Origin of the sequence: Pseudomonas sp. AL03 (genome assembly GCF_029960815.1) — a bacterium.
Lineage (GTDB): Bacteria > Pseudomonadota > Gammaproteobacteria > Pseudomonadales > Pseudomonadaceae > Aquipseudomonas.
This window is the reverse complement of record NZ_JASBRE010000006.1, coordinates 120,383-139,416: the sequence shown is the minus strand read 5'-3', so window position 1 is coordinate 139,416 and position 19,034 is coordinate 120,383. Positions and strand designations below refer to the sequence as shown.

Sequence of the window (19,034 nt, the reverse complement as noted above, 5' to 3'; positions counted from 1 at the left end):
AACATCCTTTTTCATTGAGCAAACGTGTTATTCAAAAAATAACGTCAACTTGCACAACCCATCAACTCACAAGGAATTCAATTAATGTCAGAACCCGGGAGAAACCTATACCAACCCCTTACACTACAACCCCATAAACAAGACTTAACCCAACGGCGTCAGGGTGCGAGCGCTTTATGTTTCGCGCATTACAACGCATGCCTTTGTATGTCCAATTATAAGAATTGAAACTTGCGAAAAGAACAAACCCACAACAACAGTAGGAAACTGCTGCCAAACGGGTGAATCAGAGAGATTCAAGAATCGACGGAAAACGATCCATGCGGCGGCCCTAAAAGGGCCGCTCGATTTCAGGAGGCGGGTTTAACGCCATACCAGCGCGGGGTGTACACCCAGTTTCCACCCTCGGCGCGAGGGAACACGCAGGTGGTGGAAGAGCCGATCAGCACCATGGTGCGCATGTCGACCTGATCGGGGGTCAGTTCGCCGAGCGTGGTAACCCGCAGCGACTGGCCAGGACGGCCAATGTCGCGGCCCAGCACCACGACCGTTTCCGACGTGCGATGCCGGCCGACGATTTCCAACGCCTGGCCCAGTTGCCATGGCCGCGCACGGGAAATCGGGTTATAGAAGGCCAGCGCCAGATCGGCTTCAGCGGCCAGATCCAGGCGCTTCTCGATGATCGACCAGGGTTTGAGGTTGTCCGACAGCGACATCACGCAGAAATCGTGGCCCAGCGGCGCACCGGCCTGGGCGGCGGTGGCGAGCGAGGCGGACACGCCGGGCAGGATTTCCAGATCGACGCTGTGCCAACTCGGCTCACTCGATTCGTGCAACGCCTCCAGCACCGCCGCCGCCATGGCGAACACGCCAGGGTCACCGGACGAAACCACAATCACCGAACGGCCTTGCGCCGCCAACTCGAAGGCGTGACGGGCGCGCTGCATTTCTTCGCGGTTGTCGGTGCAATGCAGCACCTGATCTTCGCGGAACGGCCCGGCCATGCGCACGTAGGTTTCGTAGCCGAGCACGTCGGTGGCCCGTGCCAGTTCGGCTTTCACGGCGGGCACCATCAGTTCGGCGGCACCGGGACCGAGCCCGATCACCGCCAGCCGTCCGCGCGGGCGGCCGATTTGCGTCACGTCCAGCGGCTGTTCGGCCACGGCTATCGTAATGTCGTGGGCCGTCGCAATGATCGTTACATCGGGCAGCGTGCTCAGGTCGCTCACGGAGGTGACAAACCGCAGCGGCACACCCAGCTCCAGCGCCGCCTCACGCAATGCCGGACTCGCCATCTCATCCTCAGCCGCCACGAGACAGGCCAACGACTGCACCGCCACTTTCGCCTGCTGCAACGCCGCGCGAATCGTATCCGGCAGATCCGCCACCCCGGCACTCACCGCCACCGCGACGCTGCGAGGATAGATCAGCAATTCATTGGCGCTCGCCTCACGCTCGGCGCTGCCGACATGGATCGAGCGCTGCGCCTGCGGATCTTCCGGCAACTGCGCCTGATCCAGCCACGGCGCGGCGCCCTCAATGCGCACGCTGTGTCCGGCAAGTAGATCGGAAACGAAACGCTTGCCCGACTCCAGATCGCCCAGCGCGTAACCGCTGGGCGGATTGAGCAGGCAGGTGCCGAAACGCAATTCGCCGCTGGTGGTGATCGCGGCGGCTACCTCAAGAACGGCAGCAATCTCTCGCGCCATGACGTTCACCCCGCCTAAGCCACCGAGCAGCGGCACCACCGCGCTGCCGTCCTCAGCCACGGCCAGCACTGGCGGCTCGGCGCCTTTTTCCAGCAGCAACGGCGCCAGGGTACGGATCACGATCCCGGCCGCACACAACGCGATAATCGGCGTGTCCTGTTGATAGAACTCACGCAAGGTGGCGCCGAACTCGTGATAGACGCGGTCCGCGCCTTCCACCCGTTCGGCCAGACCATGAATCAATGCGCCAGGGTATAGCTGCGCAATCTTGCGCGCGGTCGCGAGGCTGCCATTGCCCAGAATGACAATCGCCGGAACTGGACGGGACATCAGCCTTGCCACCTTTCGCCGGGCACAATGATCAGCGAGAAGTACGGCGAGGACATCGGCTCGACCTGATCCAGCGGGACAATTTTCTGGTTGGCCATGGTCGCGCGTTCAACGTACAGCGCACGTTCCGCCAGCCCGAGTTCTTCGAGCACCTGACGGACCTTGGGAAAGTTGCGTCCCAGCTTCATGATCACAGCAGCATCGGCATCGGCCAGACGGCGCTTGAGATCGTCGGCGGGCAACACACCCGACAGGACCGACAAACTCTGATTGCGATACACCAGCGGCGCACCCAGCACCGAAGCACCGCCGAGCATCGAGCAGACACCCGGCACGACTTCGGCTTCATAGCGCTCAGCCAGCCGATCATGCAGGTACATGTAGGAGCCGTAGAAGAACGGATCGCCTTCGCAGATCACCGCCACGTCACGGCCAGCGTCCAGGTGCGCGGCAAGTTGTTCGCCGGCCGCATCGTAGAAATCGCTGATCACTTGTTCATACGACAGCGGCGCCGGCAACGCCTCGGTGGTCACCGGATACACCAGCGGCAGCAGCGTTTGCGCGTCCTGCAAGTGCGCCTCGATGATGCCGAAGGCGTTGCCTTTTTTGCCCTTGGCGACGAAGTACGCCACCACCGGCGATTCGCGCAGCAGGCGCAGGGCTTTGACGGTAATCAGTTCCGGATCACCGGGGCCGACGCCAAGGCCGATCAAACGTCCAGGTTGCTGCATCATTCGATCTCCGTAGCGAGGGCATTGACGGCGGCGGCGGCCATGGCACTACCGCCCAGCCGACCTTGCATGATGACAAAAGGCACGCCGCGACTGTCCGCCGCGAGCATTGCCTTGGATTCGGCGGCGCCGACGAAGCCCACCGGGAAGCCGAGAATCAGTGCCGGTTTCGGCGCGCCGGCGTCGAGCATTTCCAACAGATAAAACAGTGCGGTCGGCGCGTTGCCGATCACCACGACGCTGCCTTCCAGACGCGGACGCCATAGCTCCAGCGCAGCAGCGGAACGGGTGTTGCCCAACTCCCGGGCCATCTCAGGAACGCTTTCATCGCGCAGGGTGCAGATGACCTGATTGTTCGCTGGCAAGCGCGTCCGGGTCACACCTTCGGAAACCATCCGCGCGTCGCACAGAATCGGCGCACCGGCGGCCAGCGCGTCACGCCCGGCCTTGCCCGCACCTTCGGAAAATTGCAGCCCGTCGATGGCGTCGACCATGCCGCAAGCATGGATCACACGGACCGCGAGTTTTTCCAGGTCGGCCGGAATACGGTCGAGGTTGGCCTCGGCACGAATGATCGCGAAGGAGTTGCGATAGATCTCCTGACCGTCGCGGATGTAATCAAGCATCAAGGGGGCTCCGTGAGCGGGCGTCGAGCAAGGCTGCGACCGCTTCAATAGTAAGGTTGTGTGCGTGCAGCGCGCCGAAACCCGGCTGCGCTGCGTCGCGAAAATAGAGGTCGTAGTGACCGGGAGAAACCGCCAGCAAAGTTATCGGCGCACTATGCGCGGCCGCGCAGGAACGCTGGCAGCCGGACAGGTGCACGCTCAGTGTCTGGCCGCGACGTTGCAGCAGCGCCGCCAGTTGTCGGGCATCGCCCTTGGTGTCGGCCAGGCCTTTGCCGCAACCCGTCGAGCCGGTGCAGGCGATCAGGTGCGCCAAGGCATCGTCGGCCGAGCAACGCAGACCGAGCTGTTCGAGGCTGTGGATAACTTGAGCCGCAGTGTCGACATGAACACCGGGTAACAACAGACTTTGCCAGGGTGTGAAACGCAGGCTGCCGTCACCCTGGTCACGTGCCAGTTGTGCGACGCCTCTGAGCATCGCGCGATTGAGGCGACCCAGCGGCGGCACCGCGCCGATATACACGCGCTTGGCCTCACGCTGTGGATGAGCACCGATGTGCAAGACACTCGGACTTACCTTGCGCTGCCAACCCGTGATGGGCATCAACGGTACACGTTCGGCCAGACGAGCAAGAAACCCGTCGAGCGAGCAATCAGCGAGCAAATGCCGCATGCGTGTCTGCTCGGGACGCGCCAGGTCAAGAAACAACTCAAGCACCGCGACCACCAGCGCGTGGCCCTGCTCCAGTGACACCGCACCCACAGGCGAGTCCACGGGACACCCCGCCAGACCGAATGCAAAAACCAGCTCGCCCTCGCGTTCAGTGGCGGACAGCCACACATCATGAGGATGTTCGAGCATCGCCAAACCTTCACCACCATCGAGTTGCACGGCAAACTTGGCGCTGAGCTCGTGGAAGCGTTCATGACTTTGCAGCGTGGCGAGGATCTGCTCGGCCAGCGGGCGCGTGTCGAACAGCATCTGTTGATCAATACCCGCGCTCGGGCTGAGCATCAGATTGCGCACATCGTCACCAGCGGCGGTGCTGGGCCCCAACCCGGCCGTCATCAGGCCATCGATCAAGGCGCCCTGTTCATTGCCAATCCCGCGAATTTGCAGGTTGGCGCGGTTGGTCGCCTCGATCACGCCGCCAGCGAACCGCTCAGCTGCACTGGCCACCGCGTCGGCCTGAGCCGCACTGATCGAACCGCCATTCAACTTGATCCGGCAGATACCGCCGTCCAGCGCCTGGACAATACGCAGCAACCCCGGACAGGCCGAGGGACGTAAGGCTAAGGACATCGGGCGTTTGTTCAAGGGGGCGACCGGCAGTGTGGGAAAGGCGCTTCGCGGGCGAAGGCGCGGTATTATGCCTGCTTTGTTCGACGGCATGAAAAGCCTGCCCGTCGGAACAGTCCGTTTGAGGACTTTTTTTGAGGACTGCAGATGTCACCCTGGCTGACAGTAGTGGGAATTGGTGAAGACGGCTTCAAGGGCCTGGGCAAAAACGCCCGGCACGCTCTGCTGCACGCTTCGCGGATCATTGGCGGTCAGCGGCAACTGGATTTGCTGCCGGCGTGCATCCGTGGCGAGCGGCAGTTGTGGCCCAGCCCTTTCTCCCTTGAACCGGTATTGGCGCTGCGCGGCGAACCGGTCTGCGTGCTGGCCAGCGGCGATCCGATGTTCTTTGGTGTGGGCGCCAGCCTGGCCCGGCAGGTATCCGGCGATGAAATGCGGGTACTGCCGGCGCCCTCCTCTTGCTCGCTGGCGGCGGCGCGAATGGGCTGGCCGTTGCAGGAGGTGGTCACGCTTTCGGTGGTTGCGCGTCCCATCGCCGCCCTCAATGCGCAGGTGTTCAGCGGTGTTCGCCTGCTGGTGTTGAGCAACGACGGCAAGAGCCCGGCCGCTATCGCGACGCTGCTGCGTGAACGCGGTTTCGGGGCGAGTCGCCTCACGGTGCTGGAACATCTGGGCGGTGCCGCCGAACGACGCATCGAGGGTGTCGCCAATGACTGGAACGATCCTCTGATCGCCGACCTGAACCTGATCGCCATCGAGTGCATCGCTGAGCCCAACACGCAATGCCTCTCCCGACTGGCCGGCCTGCCGGACTCAGCCTTCAAACACGATGGCCAACTGACCAAACGCGACGTGCGCGCCATCACACTCGCGCGTCTCGCCCCGGTTCCCGGCGAACTGCTGTGGGACGTCGGCGCTGGCAGCGGCTCGATCGGCATTGAATGGATGCGCGCCCACCCGAGTTGCCGGGCGCTGGCCATCGAAGCTGACGAAGGGCGGCAGTTGTTGATCGAACACAACCGAAATGCCCTCGGCGTCCCCGGCCTGCAATTGATTCGCGGCAGTGCGCCGCAGGCCTTGGCCGGTCTCGAGCGTCCGGACGCGATTTTCATCGGTGGCGGCGTCACCCGCGAGGGCGTGCTCGACACGTGCTGGGCCGAACTCAAACCCGGTGGCCGATTGATCGCCAACGCGGTCACGTTGCAAAGTGAAATGACCTTGATGACCTGGCGCGAGCAGCACGGCGGCGAGCTGACGCGCATTCATATCGCTCAGGCGCAACCGTTGGGGGACTTCGATACGTGGCGTCAGGCGTTGCCGATTACCCTGCTGGAAGTGACGAAGCCTTTCGATGCGTGACGAAACCGCCGAACAACCCGCACCGCTGCGCAGTGGCCTGACCACCGGCAGCTGCGCCACCGCCACCAGCCTTGCGGCGGCTCGTCTGTTGCTCAGTGGCGTGGAAGCGGACGCCGTCGAGATCATTCTGCCCAAAGGCAAACAGGTGCAAATGCGCCTGGAGTTCTGTCGGTTGAAGGACGACGGCGCCGAGGCCGGAACGATCAAGGACGCCGGGGACGACCCGGACGTGACCCACGGTGCCCTGCTCTACTCCCACGTGCGCCTGAATGCCCGACCGGGCATTCGCTTCAATGCCGGTCGCGGCGTCGGCACGGTGACCCGGCCGGGGCTGGTGCTGGGCGTCGGCGAGCCGGCGATCAACCCAGTGCCACGCAAGATGATCACCGATCACTTGACGCTGCTGGCCGAGGAGCTGGATTACCGGGGCGGCTTCGAGGTCACCATAAACGTCGAGGACGGCGAAGCCCTGGCGCTGAAAACCATGAACCCGCGACTGGGAATTCTTGGCGGGCTGTCGATCCTCGGCACCAGCGGCATCGTCCGGCCATTTTCCTGTGCGGCGTACATTGCCTCGATCCATCAAGGCATCGACGTCGCCAAAACCAACGGTTACTTGCACATCGCCGCGTGCACCGGCAATGCCAGCGAAGACACCATGCGCCGGGTCTACGACTTGCCGGAAATCGCCCTGATCGAAATGGGCGACTTCGTCGGCGCCGTTCTCAAACACCTGCGCAAAGTACCGGTGGATAAACTTAGTCTGTGCGGCGGCTTCGGCAAGATCAGCAAGCTAGCGGCCGGGCACATGGATTTGCACAGTCGGCATTCGAGCATCGACCTGCCGCAACTGGCCGAATGGGCGGCGGCGGTCGGGGCGGATGAGGCGCTGCAATCAGCGATTCGCGAGGCCAACACCAGCCAGCAAGCGTTGGCGATGGCCAGCGCTGCGGGGATCGCCCTGGGTGATGCGGTGTGTCAGCACGCCCTGGACTTTGCTCGCAGCGTGGTACCGGCGCAGGTTCAGGTCGAAGTGTTTGCCATCGATCGCCAAGGCGCGATTGTCGGCCATGCGGGCGCTTTTCAATGAAGCGTGTGTTGTTGCTCGGTGGCGTGACAGAAGCCTTGGCCATCGCCCGTACCCTGGGGCCAGAACACATCTATAGCCTGGCCGGTGTCGGTCGCGTGCCGACCGATTTGACCTGTCAGGTTCGTGTTGGCGGCTATGGCGGTGCCGAAGGCCTGGCGCAGTTCATCCGCGATGAAGGGATCGATCTGCTGCTGGACGCAACACACCCCTACGCTGCACACATCAGCCAGAACGCCGCCACTGCCGCACAGTTGAGCGGCATTGCGTGCTGGGCGTTACGGCGTCCTGCCTGGCAGCCACAGGCCGGCGATGACTGGCGGGAGGTCAGCGATTGGGCCGAACTGATCGAAACCCTGATACCCTTTCGCCGACCGCTGTTCACCCTCGGCCGCGAACCGTTGCTGCACTTGCATGAAATCCCGCCAGAGCAGTTCTGGACCTTGCGTGCACTGGACGTTTACCCGGGCAATGTGCGCTGCGAAGTCATCGGTGCGCGCGGGCCGTTTCTGATCGAGGATGAACGTGAGTTGTTTGAGCGTCGGCAAATTGATGTACTGATCAGCAAGAACAGCGGTAGCACGGCGACCGAGCCGAAACTGGAAGTGGCACGGGAGCGTGGGGTGCCGGTGATTGTTTTGCAGCGGCCGGTATTGCCGGGGGTTGATCGGGAGTTCGGGTCGGTGAAAGACGTGTTGGCAGCCCTAACGGCAGGACTCACAACATAACCTGTAATTGGTGTGAAGGCTGATCTGCACGGCACTGGCAATCCGTAATTCGCGACTATCATGAACGTTATTAAAGCCTTGGGTTTGCGTTTGCATGCCGTTGCTCTCTGAGGACACTGCGACACCACACCGCACGCTGCTTTTTTACTTATCGGCCCTGATCAGGCTAAATAGCCGCGCCTGATCGCCCACCCAACCGGATTTGTCCCATGTCCCGACAACGGCTCGCAATTGCCTGGATCGCCTGCTTCGCAGTGCTGTTCAACATGCTCGCCATGCCGATGACCGGAGCGATGGCACAGACGGCGAAGTCGCCTGCCGAGCAGTTGTTGTGGGGCAGTTTCTGTTCCTCCAGCGGCACGAAGTTGGTGGCGATTTCCCTGGGCGACATCGAACAGAAAGCCCCGCTAAACGACGATCATTCCAACATGCAACATTGCTGGTGTTGCTCAGGTTCCGCGCCGTTGGTGGCGTTGCCCGGGCATGTGCCGCAGCTGTATTTCGCTCACTTCGATGCCAATCGAAGCCTGCCCACCGTCTCTCTCGATACACCGACACCGCGCCAGCAATGGCCGAGCCTCAACCCCCGTGCGTCCCCTCTGGTGTGATTCCTTCTCGCAATTGACCTGCGTTTTGAATCGTTCTGGAGAACTGCCATGTTGAACAAACTCATCGTTCTGGCTGTGTTGCTGCTGCCTGCCTGTTTTGCCAATGCTCACGAATACAAGGCCGGGGAGCTGGAAATCGCTCATCCCTGGTCGCAAGAGTTGCCGCCCAACGCGCCAACCGTAGCGGCCTATTTTGTCATTCAGAACACAGGCAAAACCTCTGACCGCCTGCTCAGCGTCGACACGCCGATTGCAGGCATTGCTCAACTGCATGAGCATGTCATGCAAAACGACCTGATGAAAATGCAGCAGGTGCCGAGTGTCGAAATCCCGGCCGGCGGCGAAGTCACTTTTGCGCCGATGGCCTACCACGTGATGCTGCTGGAATTGAAAGACCGCAGCCTGTTGAGCGACGGCAAACGCTTCCCGCTGACGATGCATTTCGAGAAGTCCGGCGACGTGACGGTCGAAATCGCGGTGCAGAAAAAGGCGCCGGACGGTATGCAAACGCACGTGCACGCTCAGTAATCGGCAGAGCTGGAAACGCCCATGCGCCCGCTTAGCGCCAGGTCATCCGCCCACCGTCGTCAGCCGTTAAGCCTGACGCGCGGCAGCTGGATCAGCCTGTTCGCCATGCTGATGATCTTTATCGGCCCGCTGATTTCTCAGTCGATGCCGATGGATCAACGCGCCTCGTCGATGTCGATGAGCATGTCAATGGACATGAGCATGGACATGTCGGCAATGGAGCACGCCGACCACGGCGCGCAACCCGCCGCCGAGCACTGCACGCCCAAAGCCTCGGACCACGCGCTCTGGGAAAAATGCGGCTATTGCAGCCTGCTGTTCAATTGCCCGGCGCTGACCGGCGGCCAGTCCTTCATCGCGTACGACACGCCAACAGCCACCACTTTCACCACCCCTTCCCCCCGACTGGGCCACGCCCGGCAAACCTTCTTCCCCGGTGCCCGCACTCGCGCCCCACCCATCGACGCGTAAACACCCACATCCGCTCTCACACGGTTTAGAAGACAGCCCCGCTGCCGGCCGTGTCGTTTACGACTGTTCGATGGAAATTGTCATGTCCAGGTTTTCTGCTGACACACGCTTGAGCCCTGCCCAAGCTTCTTTTGCCTCGAACGAATCCAGTATTCGTTTCAGGCACGCCGCCGCCTTCCTTTGCGGTGCACTGCTGACACCGACGGTGCTGGCCAATGAACACGCCGGTCACAGTGAAGAACTGAGCCCAACGGTGATCACCGCCATCGCGCCGAGTTCGCCGCTGACCATCGTCACCAACCCCAAGGACCCGCGCCAACCGGTACCCGCCAGCGACGGTGGTGACTACCTCAAAACCATCCCCGGCTTCGCCCTGGTGCGCAATGGCGGCACCAACGGCGACCCGGTGCTGCGCGGCATGTTCGGTTCGCGGCTGAACATCCTCACCAACGGCGGCCAGTTGCTTGGCGCCTGCCCCGGCCGAATGGACGCACCGACCTCGTACATCTCGCCGGAAACCTACGACAAACTGACCGTCATCAAAGGCCCGCAAACCGTGCTCTGGGGACCCGGCGCATCGGCCGGCACCATCCTCTTCGACCGTGAGCCGGAAAGCTTCGGCGAACTCGGCACCCGAGTGAACGCCAGCCTGCTGGCTGGCTCCAACGGGCGTTTCGACAAGGTGGTGGACGCCGCTGCCGGCGGGCCACTGGGTTACGTGCGAGTGATCGGCAACACTGCGCATGCCGACGACTATCGGGACGGCAACAACGACACCGTGCCGTCGCGCTATGACAAATGGAACGGCGATGTGGCAGTTGGCTGGACCCCGGACGCTGACACCCTGCTGGAACTGACCGCCGGCAAGGGCGATGGCGAAGCCCGTTACGCCGGGCGCAGCATGGACGGCTCGCAGTTCAAGCGCGAAAGCCTGGGCCTGCGTTTCGAGCAGTCGAACATCGGCGATGTGCTGGATAAAGTCGAAGCGCAGATTTACTACAACTACGCCGACCACGTGATGGACAACTACACCCTGCGCACGCCGTCCGGCACCGGAATGATGGCCGGCCCGATGGCCTCCAACGTCGACCGTCGAACCCTCGGCGCACGGATCAAAGCCACCTGGCGCTGGGCCGATGTGCAGTTGATCAGCGGTATCGATGCGCAGACCAACGAACATCGCAAACGCAGCGCCATGGGCATCGACGTCTACAAGGAACTGCCACGCAACAAGGACGCCGACTTCCACAACTACGGCGTGTTCAGCGAATTGACCTGGTACGCCGCCGACCGTGATCGGTTGATTACCGGTGCACGCCTGGACCGCGCCTCGGCCAAGGATTATCGGCAGACCACTGGCTCGGGAATGATGACTCGCGCCAACCCGACCGCCGACGATACCCGCGCCGACACCTTGCCAAGCGGCTTCGTTCGTTACGAGCATGATCTGGAGGACAGCCCGACCACGCTGTATGCCGGCCTCGGCCACACCCAGCGTTTCCCGGATTACTGGGAGCTGTTTTCGCCCAAATCGGGGCCCGCCGGATCGGTGAATGCCTTCGATTCGATCAAGCCTGAGAAAACCACCCAGCTCGACTTCGGCCTGCAATACAAGACCGAAGACCTGGAAACCTGGGCCTCGGGATACGTCGGGCAGGTGCGCAACTACATCCTGTTCAACTACACGCCCGCCATGATGGGCATGACCTCGCAAGCACAAAACATCGACGCACGAATCATGGGCGGCGAATTGGGTGCGGCCTACAAACTGACCTCCCATTGGAAGGCCGATGCGACCCTGGCCTACGCCTGGGGCAAGAACAGCAGCGACGGCAACGCACTGCCGCAAATGCCGCCGCTGGACGCACGTTTTGGCCTGACCTACAGCGCAGACAACTGGAGCGCCGGTGCCTTGTGGCGGGTGGTTGCGGCGCAAAACCGCATCGACCAGAACAAGGGCAACGTCGTCGGCAAGGACTTCGACAAGACCTCGGGTTTTGGCGTGTTCTCGCTCAATGGCGCCTACCGAATTAACAAAAACTGGAAGGTCAGCACGGGCGTCGACAACCTGTTCGGCAAGGCGTATGCCGAGCATTTGAACCTGGCTGGCAACGCCGGTTTTGGCTACCCGGCCAATGACCCGCAAGCCATTAAAGAACCGGGGCGCACGCTCTGGACCAAGGTGGATATGAGTTTTTAAGAGCATCGCGAGCAAGCTCGCTCCCACATGGACAGTGTTGAACCTGTGGGAGCGAGCTTGCTCGCGAATGACTGCGCAGCAGTCACCGGACAACAACAAAAGAACCAAGCCAAGCGGAGCACAACCGATGAAACAGCCCACAGTGAATTTTTACAACCTGGCCTGGCGCTGGCATTTTTATGCCGGTCTGTTCGTCGCGCCTTTCATGGTAATGCTGGCCCTGACCGGCATCATTTACCTGTTCAAACCGCAACTCGACCCGTTGATGTACGGCAGCCTGCTGAACGTCCCGGCCGGGCATCACAGCGTCCCGGCCGACGACCTGCTCAAGCGGGTAAAAGCGGCGTATCCACAGGGTCAGATCAAGCAGTACCTGCCGCCGGTCAACGCCGAACGCAGCGCGCAATTTGTCGTGCTCAATGCCGGCAATGAGCTGAACGTGTTCGTCGATCCCTACCAGGGCGACATCCTCGGCGAGCAAGACGCGAAGAAGAATCTGCAAGCGGTTGCGCGAGCGATTCACGGCGAGTTGATGATCGGCACCGTCGGTGATCGACTGATCGAATTGGCCGCCGGTTGGGGCGTGGTGCTCGTGGTCTCCGGCGTCTTTCTGTGGTGGCCGCGCGGTCAGGCCGCCGGAATTTTGTGGCCTCGTTTGAGCAGTCGCGGTCGAGTGCTCTGGCGTGACTTGCACGCGGTAACCGGGTTCTGGGGCGCGTCGTTGCTGTTGGTGATGCTGCTCAGTGGCATGACCTGGACCGGGTTCTGGGGCAAGCAATACGCCGAAGTCTGGAATGTCTTTCCGGCGGCGATGTGGGATGACGTGCCCAAGTCCGATGTCGAGGCCCGCAGTCTCAACACCGCCACCCGCCAGACCGTGCCATGGGCGATGGAAAACACGCCGATGCCGATGTCCGGCGACCACGCCGAACACATGGCCCACGGCGGCGCGCAAGCCGGCCCCGCCGCGCCGACCATCAGCTTGCAGGACGTGCAGAACATCGCTGTGCAACGCAAGGTCGAACCGGGTTACAGCATCACCTTGCCGACGACCGCCACCGGCGTGTTCACCATCGCGGTGTTCGCCGACGACCCCCGCAACGACGCCACCTTGCATGTCGATCAGTACACCGGCGACGTCCTCGCCGACGTGCGCTTCGCCCAATACGGCACCGTCGCCCGCGCGACGGAAATCGGCGTGATGTTGCACGAAGGCAAAATGTTCGGCCCGCTCAATCAGATCATCGTGCTGCTGATCTGCCTGATGATTCTGCTCAGCGCCGTCAGCGGCGGGGTGATCTGGTGGAAGCGCCGTCCAGAGGGAAAATTCGGTGTTCCGCCGCTGCGCCACGATCTGCCGAAATGGAAAACCGCGATGGTCATCATGTTTGCACTGGCGGTGGCCTTTCCGTTGGTAGGCGCTTCGCTGGTGGCGGTCTGGCTGCTCGACCGGGTGCTTTTGTCGCGAATGACTACAAAAACTCAAGCGGCCTGATACTCAAAAACGCTAGCCGCGGTGCAATGGGTTAAATTTTTGCACCTCGTGCTACCCCTGTGGACAGGCCCACAGGGGCAATCGTCGCGCCCCAATGTGGCGCACCTCTTCGCACCAACGCGCCAGGCGCGATCCTTCATGGTGCGCAGCCCAAACCGTGCAACCGCTCTAATGCGACATTTCCCTGCCTTTTGCCGAACAGGCACAGCCCTTGCTAAAGACCCTTCAGTAGTCCGCATCTGCCACCCATAAAATTCATAAGTTCATGGAGATCGCACAATGAAGCGTCGCAGCTTGATCAAGGCTTTCACACTCACGGCATCCATTGCCGCAATGGGCATGACCTGGACTGTCCAGGCCGCCGAGACCATCAAGGTCGGTATTCTGCATTCGTTGTCCGGCACCATGGCGATCTCCGAAACGTCGCTCAAAGACATGGCCTTGATGACCATCGACGAGATCAACGCCAAGGGTGGCGTGAACGGTAAGATGCTCGAACCCGTGGTCGTGGACCCCGCGTCGAACTGGCCGCTGTTCGCCGAAAAGGGTCGTCAGTTGCTGACCCAGGACAAGGTCGCGGTGGTGTTCGGTTGCTGGACGTCGGTGTCGCGCAAGTCGGTATTGCCGGTGTTTGAAGAACTCAACGGTCTGCTGTTCTACCCGGTGCAATACGAAGGTGAAGAGATGTCGCCGAACGTGTTCTACACCGGCGCCGCGCCGAACCAGCAGGCGATCCCGGCGGTGGAATACCTGATGAGCGAAGAAGGCGGCAGCGCCAAGCGTTACTTCCTGTTGGGCACCGACTACGTCTACCCGCGCACCACCAACAAGATCCTGCGCTCGTTCCTGCACGCCAAAGGGGTGACGGACAAGGACATCGAAGAGGTCTACACCCCATTCGGCCACAGCGACTATCAAACCATCGTGGCCAACATCAAAAAATTCTCGGCCGGTGGCAAGACCGCGGTCATCTCCACCGTCAACGGCGACTCCAACGTGCCGTTCTATAAAGAACTGGCCAACCAGGGCCTGAAAGCCACCGACGTTCCGGTCGTGGCGTTCTCCGTGGGCGAAGAAGAACTGCGCGGCATCGACACCAAACCGTTGGTGGGCAACCTCGCGGCGTGGAACTACTTTGAGTCGGTCGAGAACCCGGCGAACAAGAAGTTCGTCGCTGACTGGAAAGCCTACGCCAAGAAACACAACCTGCCGGGCGCCGACAAAGCGGTGACCAACGACCCGATGGAAGCCACCTACGTGGGCATTCACATGTGGGCGCAAGCGGCTGAGAAAGCCAAGTCCACCGACGTCGACAAAGTCCGCGAGGCCCTCGCCGGCCAGACCTTTGCCGCGCCGTCCGGTTACACCCTGACCATGGACAAGACCAACCACCACCTGCACAAACCGGTGATGATCGGCGAGATTCAGGCGGACGGACAGTTCAACGTGGTGTGGCAGACCGAAGGGCCGATCCGTGCAGAGCCTTGGAGCCCGTTTATCTCGGGTAACGACAAGAAGCCGGATTATGCGGTGAAGAGCAACTGATTCACCCCGCCCAGCCTGATCGTTCCCACGCTCTGCGTGGGAATGCATCCCGTGACGCTCTGCGTCACTTCCAAAGCGGACGCGGAACGTCCGTGGCGGCATTCCCACGCGGAGCGTGGGAACGATCAATACGTAAGGCCAATGACATGCTCACTGCCATTTACCGCATCTTCCTCGCCCTCGCGCTCTTACTGCCGATGGCCACTCACGCCGGCGACGCCGAAGACTTCGTCGCGGCCAATCCCGTGCAGCAAGCCAAGCTTCTCGAATCCTGGGCCGCGCAACCCGATCCGGCTCGCATCGAACTGATCAACGCCCTGCAACAAGGCGCGCTGACCGTCGAAGGCCAACCGAAAACCCTGCGCCTGAACAACCGCCTGCGCGGTCTGATCGACACCGCGCTGGCCAGCCACCAATTGCTCGCCACCGACGCCAACCTCCGTCTGGCCGCCGCGCAGCAATTGCAGAAAAGCGCTAGACCTGCGCAGCTTGCATTCCTCGACCAGCAACTGGCTGGCGAAAAAGACCAAAGCGTCCACGCGGCTTTGAGCCTGGCGCTGGCCAATCTGCAACTGGTGGACACCCACCCGGCCGTGCGCCTTGCCGCTGTTCGCCTGCTCGGTGAAACCGGTGATCCACTGGCTCGCACTCGCCTCGAAAGCCTGCTGCAACCCGGTGTCGAAGCCGACGCCAATGTGCGTACCGCTGCCGAAACCAGCCTCGCTCAAGTCAAACGCAAACTGCTGATCGGCGAGATCCTCGGCCAGGCCTTCAGCGGTATGTCCCTGGGGTCGATCCTGCTGCTGGCCGCACTCGGTCTGGCGATCACCTTCGGTCTGCTCGGCGTCATCAACATGGCTCACGGCGAGATGCTGATGCTCGGCGCGTACTCGACGTACGTGGTGCAGCTGATGTTCCAACGCTTCGCCCCGCAAGCCATCGAGTTCTACCCGCTGATCGCGCTGCCCGTGGCGTTTTTCGTGACCGCCGCTATCGGCATGGCGCTGGAACGCACGGTGATTCGCCACCTCTACGGCCGTCCGCTGGAAACCCTGCTCGCCACGTGGGGCATCAGCCTCATGCTGATTCAGCTGGTCCGATTGATGTTCGGCGCGCAGAACGTTGAAGTGGCCAACCCGACCTGGCTGTCCGGCGGGATTCAAGTGCTGCCCAACCTGGTGCTGCCGTACAACCGCGTCGTGATCATCGCGTTCGCGCTGTTTGTGGTGGTGCTGACCTGGTTGCTGCTGAACAAGACTCGCCTCGGTTTGAACGTTCGCGCCGTTACCCAAAACCGCAACATGGCGGCCTGCTGCGGCGTGCCGACCGGTCGCGTGGACATGCTCGCGTTCGGCCTCGGCTCGGGCATTGCCGGGCTCGGTGGCGTAGCCCTCAGTCAAATCGGCAACGTCGGCCCGGACCTTGGCCAGAGCTACATCATCGACTCGTTCCTGGTGGTGGTGCTCGGCGGTGTCGGTCAGTTGGCCGGTAGCGTGCTGGCAGCCTTCGGCCTGGGCATCGCCAACAAAATTCTCGAACCGCAGATCGGCGCCGTGCTCGGCAAGATCCTGATCCTCGCGCTGATCATTCTGTTCATTCAGAAACGTCCGCAAGGCCTCTTCGCACTGAAAGGACGGGTGATCGACTGATGAACCAGCCCCTGCTCGTTACCGCAACACAAAAAGCCGGCCCAAAAGTCACGATCGCCGTTGGCGCAGTGATCCTCGTTCTGTTGCTGGCGTTGCCGCTGCTGTCGTTGTTGTTGTCGCCGGACAGCGCGTTTCATGTCTCTGCGTACACGCTGACGCTGGTGGGCAAGATTCTTTGCTACGCGATTGTCGCGCTGGCCCTCGATCTGGTCTGGGGTTACGCCGGCCTTCTGTCCCTTGGTCATGGTTTGTTTTTCGCCCTCGGCGGCTATGCGATGGGCATGTACCTGATGCGCCAGGCCTCGGGCGATGGCGTGCCGGCGTTCATGACCTTCCTGTCGTGGACTGAATTGCCGTGGTACTGGACCGGCACCAGCAGCTTCCTCTGGTCGATGTGTCTGGTGGTATTGGCGCCGGGGTTGCTGGCGCTGGTGTTTGGCTTCTTCGCTTTCCGCTCGCGGATCAAGGGCGTGTATTTCTCGATCATGACCCAGGCCCTGACCTTCGCCGGGATGCTGCTGTTCTTCCGCAACGAAACCGGGTTTGGCGGCAACAACGGCTTCACCAACTTCCGCACCATTCTCGGGTTCGGCATCACCGAACCGGGCACCCGCGCGGTGCGGTTTTTCGCCACCGTGGTGTTGCTGGTGGCGAGCCTGTTCATCGGTTGGCGCCTGGCGCAGAGCAAGTTCGGCCGGGTGTTGACCGCGCTGCGAGATGCGGAAAACCGCCTGATGTTTTGCGGCTACGACCCGCGTGGCTTCAAGCTGTTTGTCTGGGTGTTGAGCGCAGTGCTCTGCGGCCTGGCCGGCGCGCTGTACGTGCCGCAAGTCGGGATCATCAACCCCAGTGAGATGTCGCCAACCAACTCCATTGAAGCCGCGGTCTGGGTGGCGCTGGGTGGTCGCGGCACGCTGATCGGCCCGCTGCTCGGCGCCGGTGTGGTCAACGGCATGAAGAGCTGGTTCACCGTGGCGTTCCCGGAATACTGGCTGTTCTTCCTCGGCGCGCTGTTCATCGTCGTGACCTTGTACCTGCCCAACGGCGTGATCGGTTTGCTAAAAAAAAGGAGTGAGCAATGAGAGTGACTGCGACGGCTGAATTCATGCTCGAACCGGCCTTTTTTCCGCCCCTGGAACCGAACAGGGATCAGGGCAGCAGCCGCGACGCCATCGGCCTGGGCCAGCGCGTCGGCCCCGGCCTGGACACCCGGCACGGCACGATCCTGACCCTGGAAGACATCAGCGTCAGCTTCGATGGTTTCAAGGCGCTGAACGACTTGAATCTGTACATCGGCGTCGGCGAATTGCGTTGCATCATCGGCCCCAACGGCGCGGGCAAGACCACGCTGATGGACGTGATCACCGGCAAGACCCGCCCCAGTCACGGCAAAGCCTGGTTCGGCGAAACCCTCGACCTGACGCAGATGAGCGAAGTGCAAATCGCCCAGGCCGGCATCGGTCGCAAGTTCCAGAAGCCGACGGTGTTCGAAGCCTTGAGCGTTTTTGAAAACCTGGAGCTGGCGCAAAAAACCGACAAGTCGGTGTGGGCCAGCCTGCGGGCTCGTTTGAGTGGCGAACAGAAAGATCGCATCAGCGAAGTGCTGGACACCATTCGCCTGACCAGCTCGGTCAATCGCCCGGCGGGCTTGTTGTCCCACGGTCAGAAGCAGTTTCTGGAGATCGGCATGTTGCTGATGCAGGACCCGCAACTGTTGCTGCTCGACGAGCCGGTGGCGGGCATGACCGACGCCGAAACCGAATTCACCGCCGAATTGTTCAAGAACTTGGCGGGCAAGCATTCGCTGATGGTGGTGGAGCAAGACATGGGCTTCGTCGGCGCCATCGCCGACCATGTCACCGTGTTACATCAGGGCGCCGTGCTGGCCGAAGGGTCGCTGGAACAGGTGCAGGATAACGAGCGCGTGATCGAGGTGTACCTCGGTCGCTAGCTTTCAGGGGAATTTGAACATGCTGCAAGTCGACAAGCTGCACCAGTATTACGGCGGTAGCCACATCCTGCGGGGCCTGACGTTTGAGGTGAGGGTCGGTGAAGTCACCTGCCTGCTCGGGCGTAATGGTGTGGGCAAGACCACGCTGCTCAAGTGTTTGATGGGGTTGCTGCCAGCCAAAGAGGGCGCGGTGAGTTGGGAAGGCAAACCGATCACCACGTTCAAGCCACACCAGCGGGTGCATGCCGGAATCGCTTATGTGCCTCAGGGTCGGGAAATTTTCGGCCGGCTGACCGTGGAAGAAAACCTGCTGATGGGCCTGTCGCGATTTCCCGGCGCTGAAGCCAAGGAAGTCCCGGCGTTCATCTACGAGCTGTTTCCGGTGCTGCTGCAAATGAAGCAACGGCGCGGGGGTGATTTGTCCGGTGGCCAACAGCAGCAATTGGCGATCGGCCGAGCGTTGGCCAGCCGTCCACGCCTGCTGATTCTCGACGAGCCCACCGAAGGCATCCAGCCGTCGGTGATCAAGGAAATCGGCGCGGTGATCAAGAAGCTCGCGGCCCGCGGCGACATGGCGATTTTGCTGGTGGAGCAGTTCTACGATTTCGCCGCCGAACTGGCCGATCAGTACCTGGTGATGTCCCGGGGCGAGATCGTGCAGCAGGGTCGCGGAGAAAATATGGAAGCCGAGGGTGTACGCGGTTTGGTAACGATCTAATC

At 61.8% G+C, this 19,034-nt stretch carries 17 protein-coding genes; 13 read left to right on the top strand and 4 right to left on the bottom strand.

Annotated elements, in window-relative coordinates; translation table 11 throughout:
• Positions 1-350: 350 nt before the first annotated feature.
• From cobJ to cobG, 4 genes are read right to left on the bottom strand one after another with little or no spacing between them, the layout of a single operon-like run.
• A complete protein-coding gene (gene cobJ, locus QK293_RS08650) occupies positions 351-2,039 on the bottom strand; it encodes a precorrin-3B C(17)-methyltransferase (protein ID WP_282376766.1) in 1,689 nt (562 codons plus the stop codon).
• Positions 2,039-2,770: a precorrin-2 C(20)-methyltransferase gene (locus QK293_RS08645; protein WP_282376861.1), complete on the bottom strand. Its 732-nt coding sequence runs from the start codon at positions 2,768-2,770 to the stop codon at positions 2,039-2,041. Before QK293_RS08645 ends, cobJ begins: the two co-directional genes overlap by 1 nt.
• Positions 2,770-3,396 (bottom strand): precorrin-8X methylmutase, encoded by a 627-nt coding sequence (locus tag QK293_RS08640; RefSeq protein ID WP_282376765.1) that lies wholly within the window; start codon positions 3,394-3,396, stop codon positions 2,770-2,772. Before QK293_RS08640 ends, QK293_RS08645 begins: the two co-directional genes overlap by 1 nt.
• Positions 3,389-4,696, bottom strand: a complete 1,308-nt coding sequence (gene cobG, locus QK293_RS08635; RefSeq protein ID WP_282376764.1) for a precorrin-3B synthase — start codon at positions 4,694-4,696, stop codon at positions 3,389-3,391. The genes QK293_RS08640 and cobG overlap by 8 nt, the downstream gene beginning before the upstream one ends.
• Positions 4,697-4,840: 144 nt before the next feature.
• Between cobG and cbiE the strand changes: the two genes are divergently transcribed.
• From cbiE to urtE, 13 genes are all read left to right on the top strand, one after another.
• The gene (cbiE, locus tag QK293_RS08630; protein ID WP_282376763.1) at positions 4,841-6,052 is read left to right on the top strand and encodes a precorrin-6y C5,15-methyltransferase (decarboxylating) subunit CbiE; all 1,212 of its coding nucleotides are present in this window, start codon (positions 4,841-4,843) and stop codon (positions 6,050-6,052) included.
• Positions 6,045-7,142: a cobalt-precorrin-5B (C(1))-methyltransferase gene (locus tag QK293_RS08625; protein WP_282376762.1), complete on the top strand. Its 1,098-nt coding sequence runs from the start codon at positions 6,045-6,047 to the stop codon at positions 7,140-7,142. Before cbiE ends, QK293_RS08625 begins: the two co-directional genes overlap by 8 nt.
• Complete coding sequence (locus tag QK293_RS08620) at positions 7,139-7,867, top strand: cobalt-precorrin-6A reductase (protein ID WP_282376761.1); 729 nt, start codon at positions 7,139-7,141, stop codon at positions 7,865-7,867. The genes QK293_RS08625 and QK293_RS08620 overlap by 4 nt, the downstream gene beginning before the upstream one ends.
• 209 nt (positions 7,868-8,076) lie before the next feature.
• A complete protein-coding gene (locus QK293_RS08615; RefSeq protein WP_282376760.1) occupies positions 8,077-8,475 on the top strand; it encodes a DUF2946 domain-containing protein in 399 nt (132 codons plus the stop codon).
• Between the two features lie 48 nt (positions 8,476-8,523).
• Entirely contained in the window at positions 8,524-9,003 is a 480-nt protein-coding gene (locus QK293_RS08610) for a copper chaperone PCu(A)C (RefSeq protein WP_282376759.1), read from the top strand.
• 21 nt (positions 9,004-9,024) lie between these two features.
• Positions 9,025-9,474: a DUF2946 domain-containing protein gene (locus tag QK293_RS08605; protein ID WP_282376758.1), complete on the top strand. Its 450-nt coding sequence runs from the start codon at positions 9,025-9,027 to the stop codon at positions 9,472-9,474.
• A gap of 82 nt (positions 9,475-9,556) precedes the next feature.
• Positions 9,557-11,674, top strand: coding sequence for a TonB-dependent copper receptor (locus QK293_RS08600; protein WP_282376757.1), 2,118 nt, complete (start codon positions 9,557-9,559; stop codon positions 11,672-11,674).
• Between the two features lie 127 nt (positions 11,675-11,801).
• The gene (locus QK293_RS08595) at positions 11,802-13,169 is read left to right on the top strand and encodes a PepSY domain-containing protein (protein ID WP_282376756.1); all 1,368 of its coding nucleotides are present in this window, start codon (positions 11,802-11,804) and stop codon (positions 13,167-13,169) included.
• A 279-nt stretch (positions 13,170-13,448) separates the two neighbouring features.
• Positions 13,449-14,714: an urea ABC transporter substrate-binding protein gene (gene urtA / locus QK293_RS08590; RefSeq protein ID WP_282376755.1), complete on the top strand. Its 1,266-nt coding sequence runs from the start codon at positions 13,449-13,451 to the stop codon at positions 14,712-14,714.
• A 146-nt stretch (positions 14,715-14,860) separates the two neighbouring features.
• Positions 14,861-16,363: an urea ABC transporter permease subunit UrtB gene (gene urtB, locus QK293_RS08585; RefSeq protein ID WP_282376754.1), complete on the top strand. Its 1,503-nt coding sequence runs from the start codon at positions 14,861-14,863 to the stop codon at positions 16,361-16,363.
• On the top strand, positions 16,363-17,445 hold the full coding sequence (gene urtC, locus QK293_RS08580; RefSeq protein WP_282376752.1) for an urea ABC transporter permease subunit UrtC: 1,083 nt from the start codon (positions 16,363-16,365) through the stop codon (positions 17,443-17,445). Before urtB ends, urtC begins: the two co-directional genes overlap by 1 nt.
• Positions 17,442-18,314, top strand: coding sequence for an urea ABC transporter ATP-binding protein UrtD (gene urtD / locus QK293_RS08575; protein ID WP_282376751.1), 873 nt, complete (start codon positions 17,442-17,444; stop codon positions 18,312-18,314). Before urtC ends, urtD begins: the two co-directional genes overlap by 4 nt.
• Before the next feature lie 19 nt (positions 18,315-18,333).
• Entirely contained in the window at positions 18,334-19,032 is a 699-nt protein-coding gene (gene urtE / locus QK293_RS08570; protein WP_282376750.1) for an urea ABC transporter ATP-binding subunit UrtE, read from the top strand.
• Positions 19,033-19,034: the final 2 nt, after the last annotated feature.

Coding starts and splice junctions, on each gene's coding strand:
- urtD (WP_282376751.1), top strand. CDS start 17,442: ATGAGAGTGACTGCGACGGCTGAATTCATGCTCGAACCGGCCTTTTTT.
- QK293_RS08605 (WP_282376758.1), top strand. CDS start 9,025: ATGCGCCCGCTTAGCGCCAGGTCATCCGCCCACCGTCGTCAGCCGTTA.
- cbiE (WP_282376763.1), top strand. CDS start 4,841: ATGTCACCCTGGCTGACAGTAGTGGGAATTGGTGAAGACGGCTTCAAG.
- cobG (WP_282376764.1), bottom strand. CDS start 4,696: ATGTCCTTAGCCTTACGTCCCTCGGCCTGTCCGGGGTTGCTGCGTATT.
- urtC (WP_282376752.1), top strand. CDS start 16,363: ATGAACCAGCCCCTGCTCGTTACCGCAACACAAAAAGCCGGCCCAAAA.
- QK293_RS08600 (WP_282376757.1), top strand. CDS start 9,557: ATGTCCAGGTTTTCTGCTGACACACGCTTGAGCCCTGCCCAAGCTTCT.
- cobJ (WP_282376766.1), bottom strand. CDS start 2,039: ATGTCCCGTCCAGTTCCGGCGATTGTCATTCTGGGCAATGGCAGCCTC.
- urtE (WP_282376750.1), top strand. CDS start 18,334: ATGCTGCAAGTCGACAAGCTGCACCAGTATTACGGCGGTAGCCACATC.
- QK293_RS08625 (WP_282376762.1), top strand. CDS start 6,045: ATGCGTGACGAAACCGCCGAACAACCCGCACCGCTGCGCAGTGGCCTG.
- urtA (WP_282376755.1), top strand. CDS start 13,449: ATGAAGCGTCGCAGCTTGATCAAGGCTTTCACACTCACGGCATCCATT.
- QK293_RS08645 (WP_282376861.1), bottom strand. CDS start 2,770: ATGCAGCAACCTGGACGTTTGATCGGCCTTGGCGTCGGCCCCGGTGAT.
- QK293_RS08640 (WP_282376765.1), bottom strand. CDS start 3,396: ATGCTTGATTACATCCGCGACGGTCAGGAGATCTATCGCAACTCCTTC.
- QK293_RS08615 (WP_282376760.1), top strand. CDS start 8,077: ATGTCCCGACAACGGCTCGCAATTGCCTGGATCGCCTGCTTCGCAGTG.
- QK293_RS08595 (WP_282376756.1), top strand. CDS start 11,802: ATGAAACAGCCCACAGTGAATTTTTACAACCTGGCCTGGCGCTGGCAT.
- QK293_RS08610 (WP_282376759.1), top strand. CDS start 8,524: ATGTTGAACAAACTCATCGTTCTGGCTGTGTTGCTGCTGCCTGCCTGT.
- urtB (WP_282376754.1), top strand. CDS start 14,861: ATGCTCACTGCCATTTACCGCATCTTCCTCGCCCTCGCGCTCTTACTG.
- QK293_RS08620 (WP_282376761.1), top strand. CDS start 7,139: ATGAAGCGTGTGTTGTTGCTCGGTGGCGTGACAGAAGCCTTGGCCATC.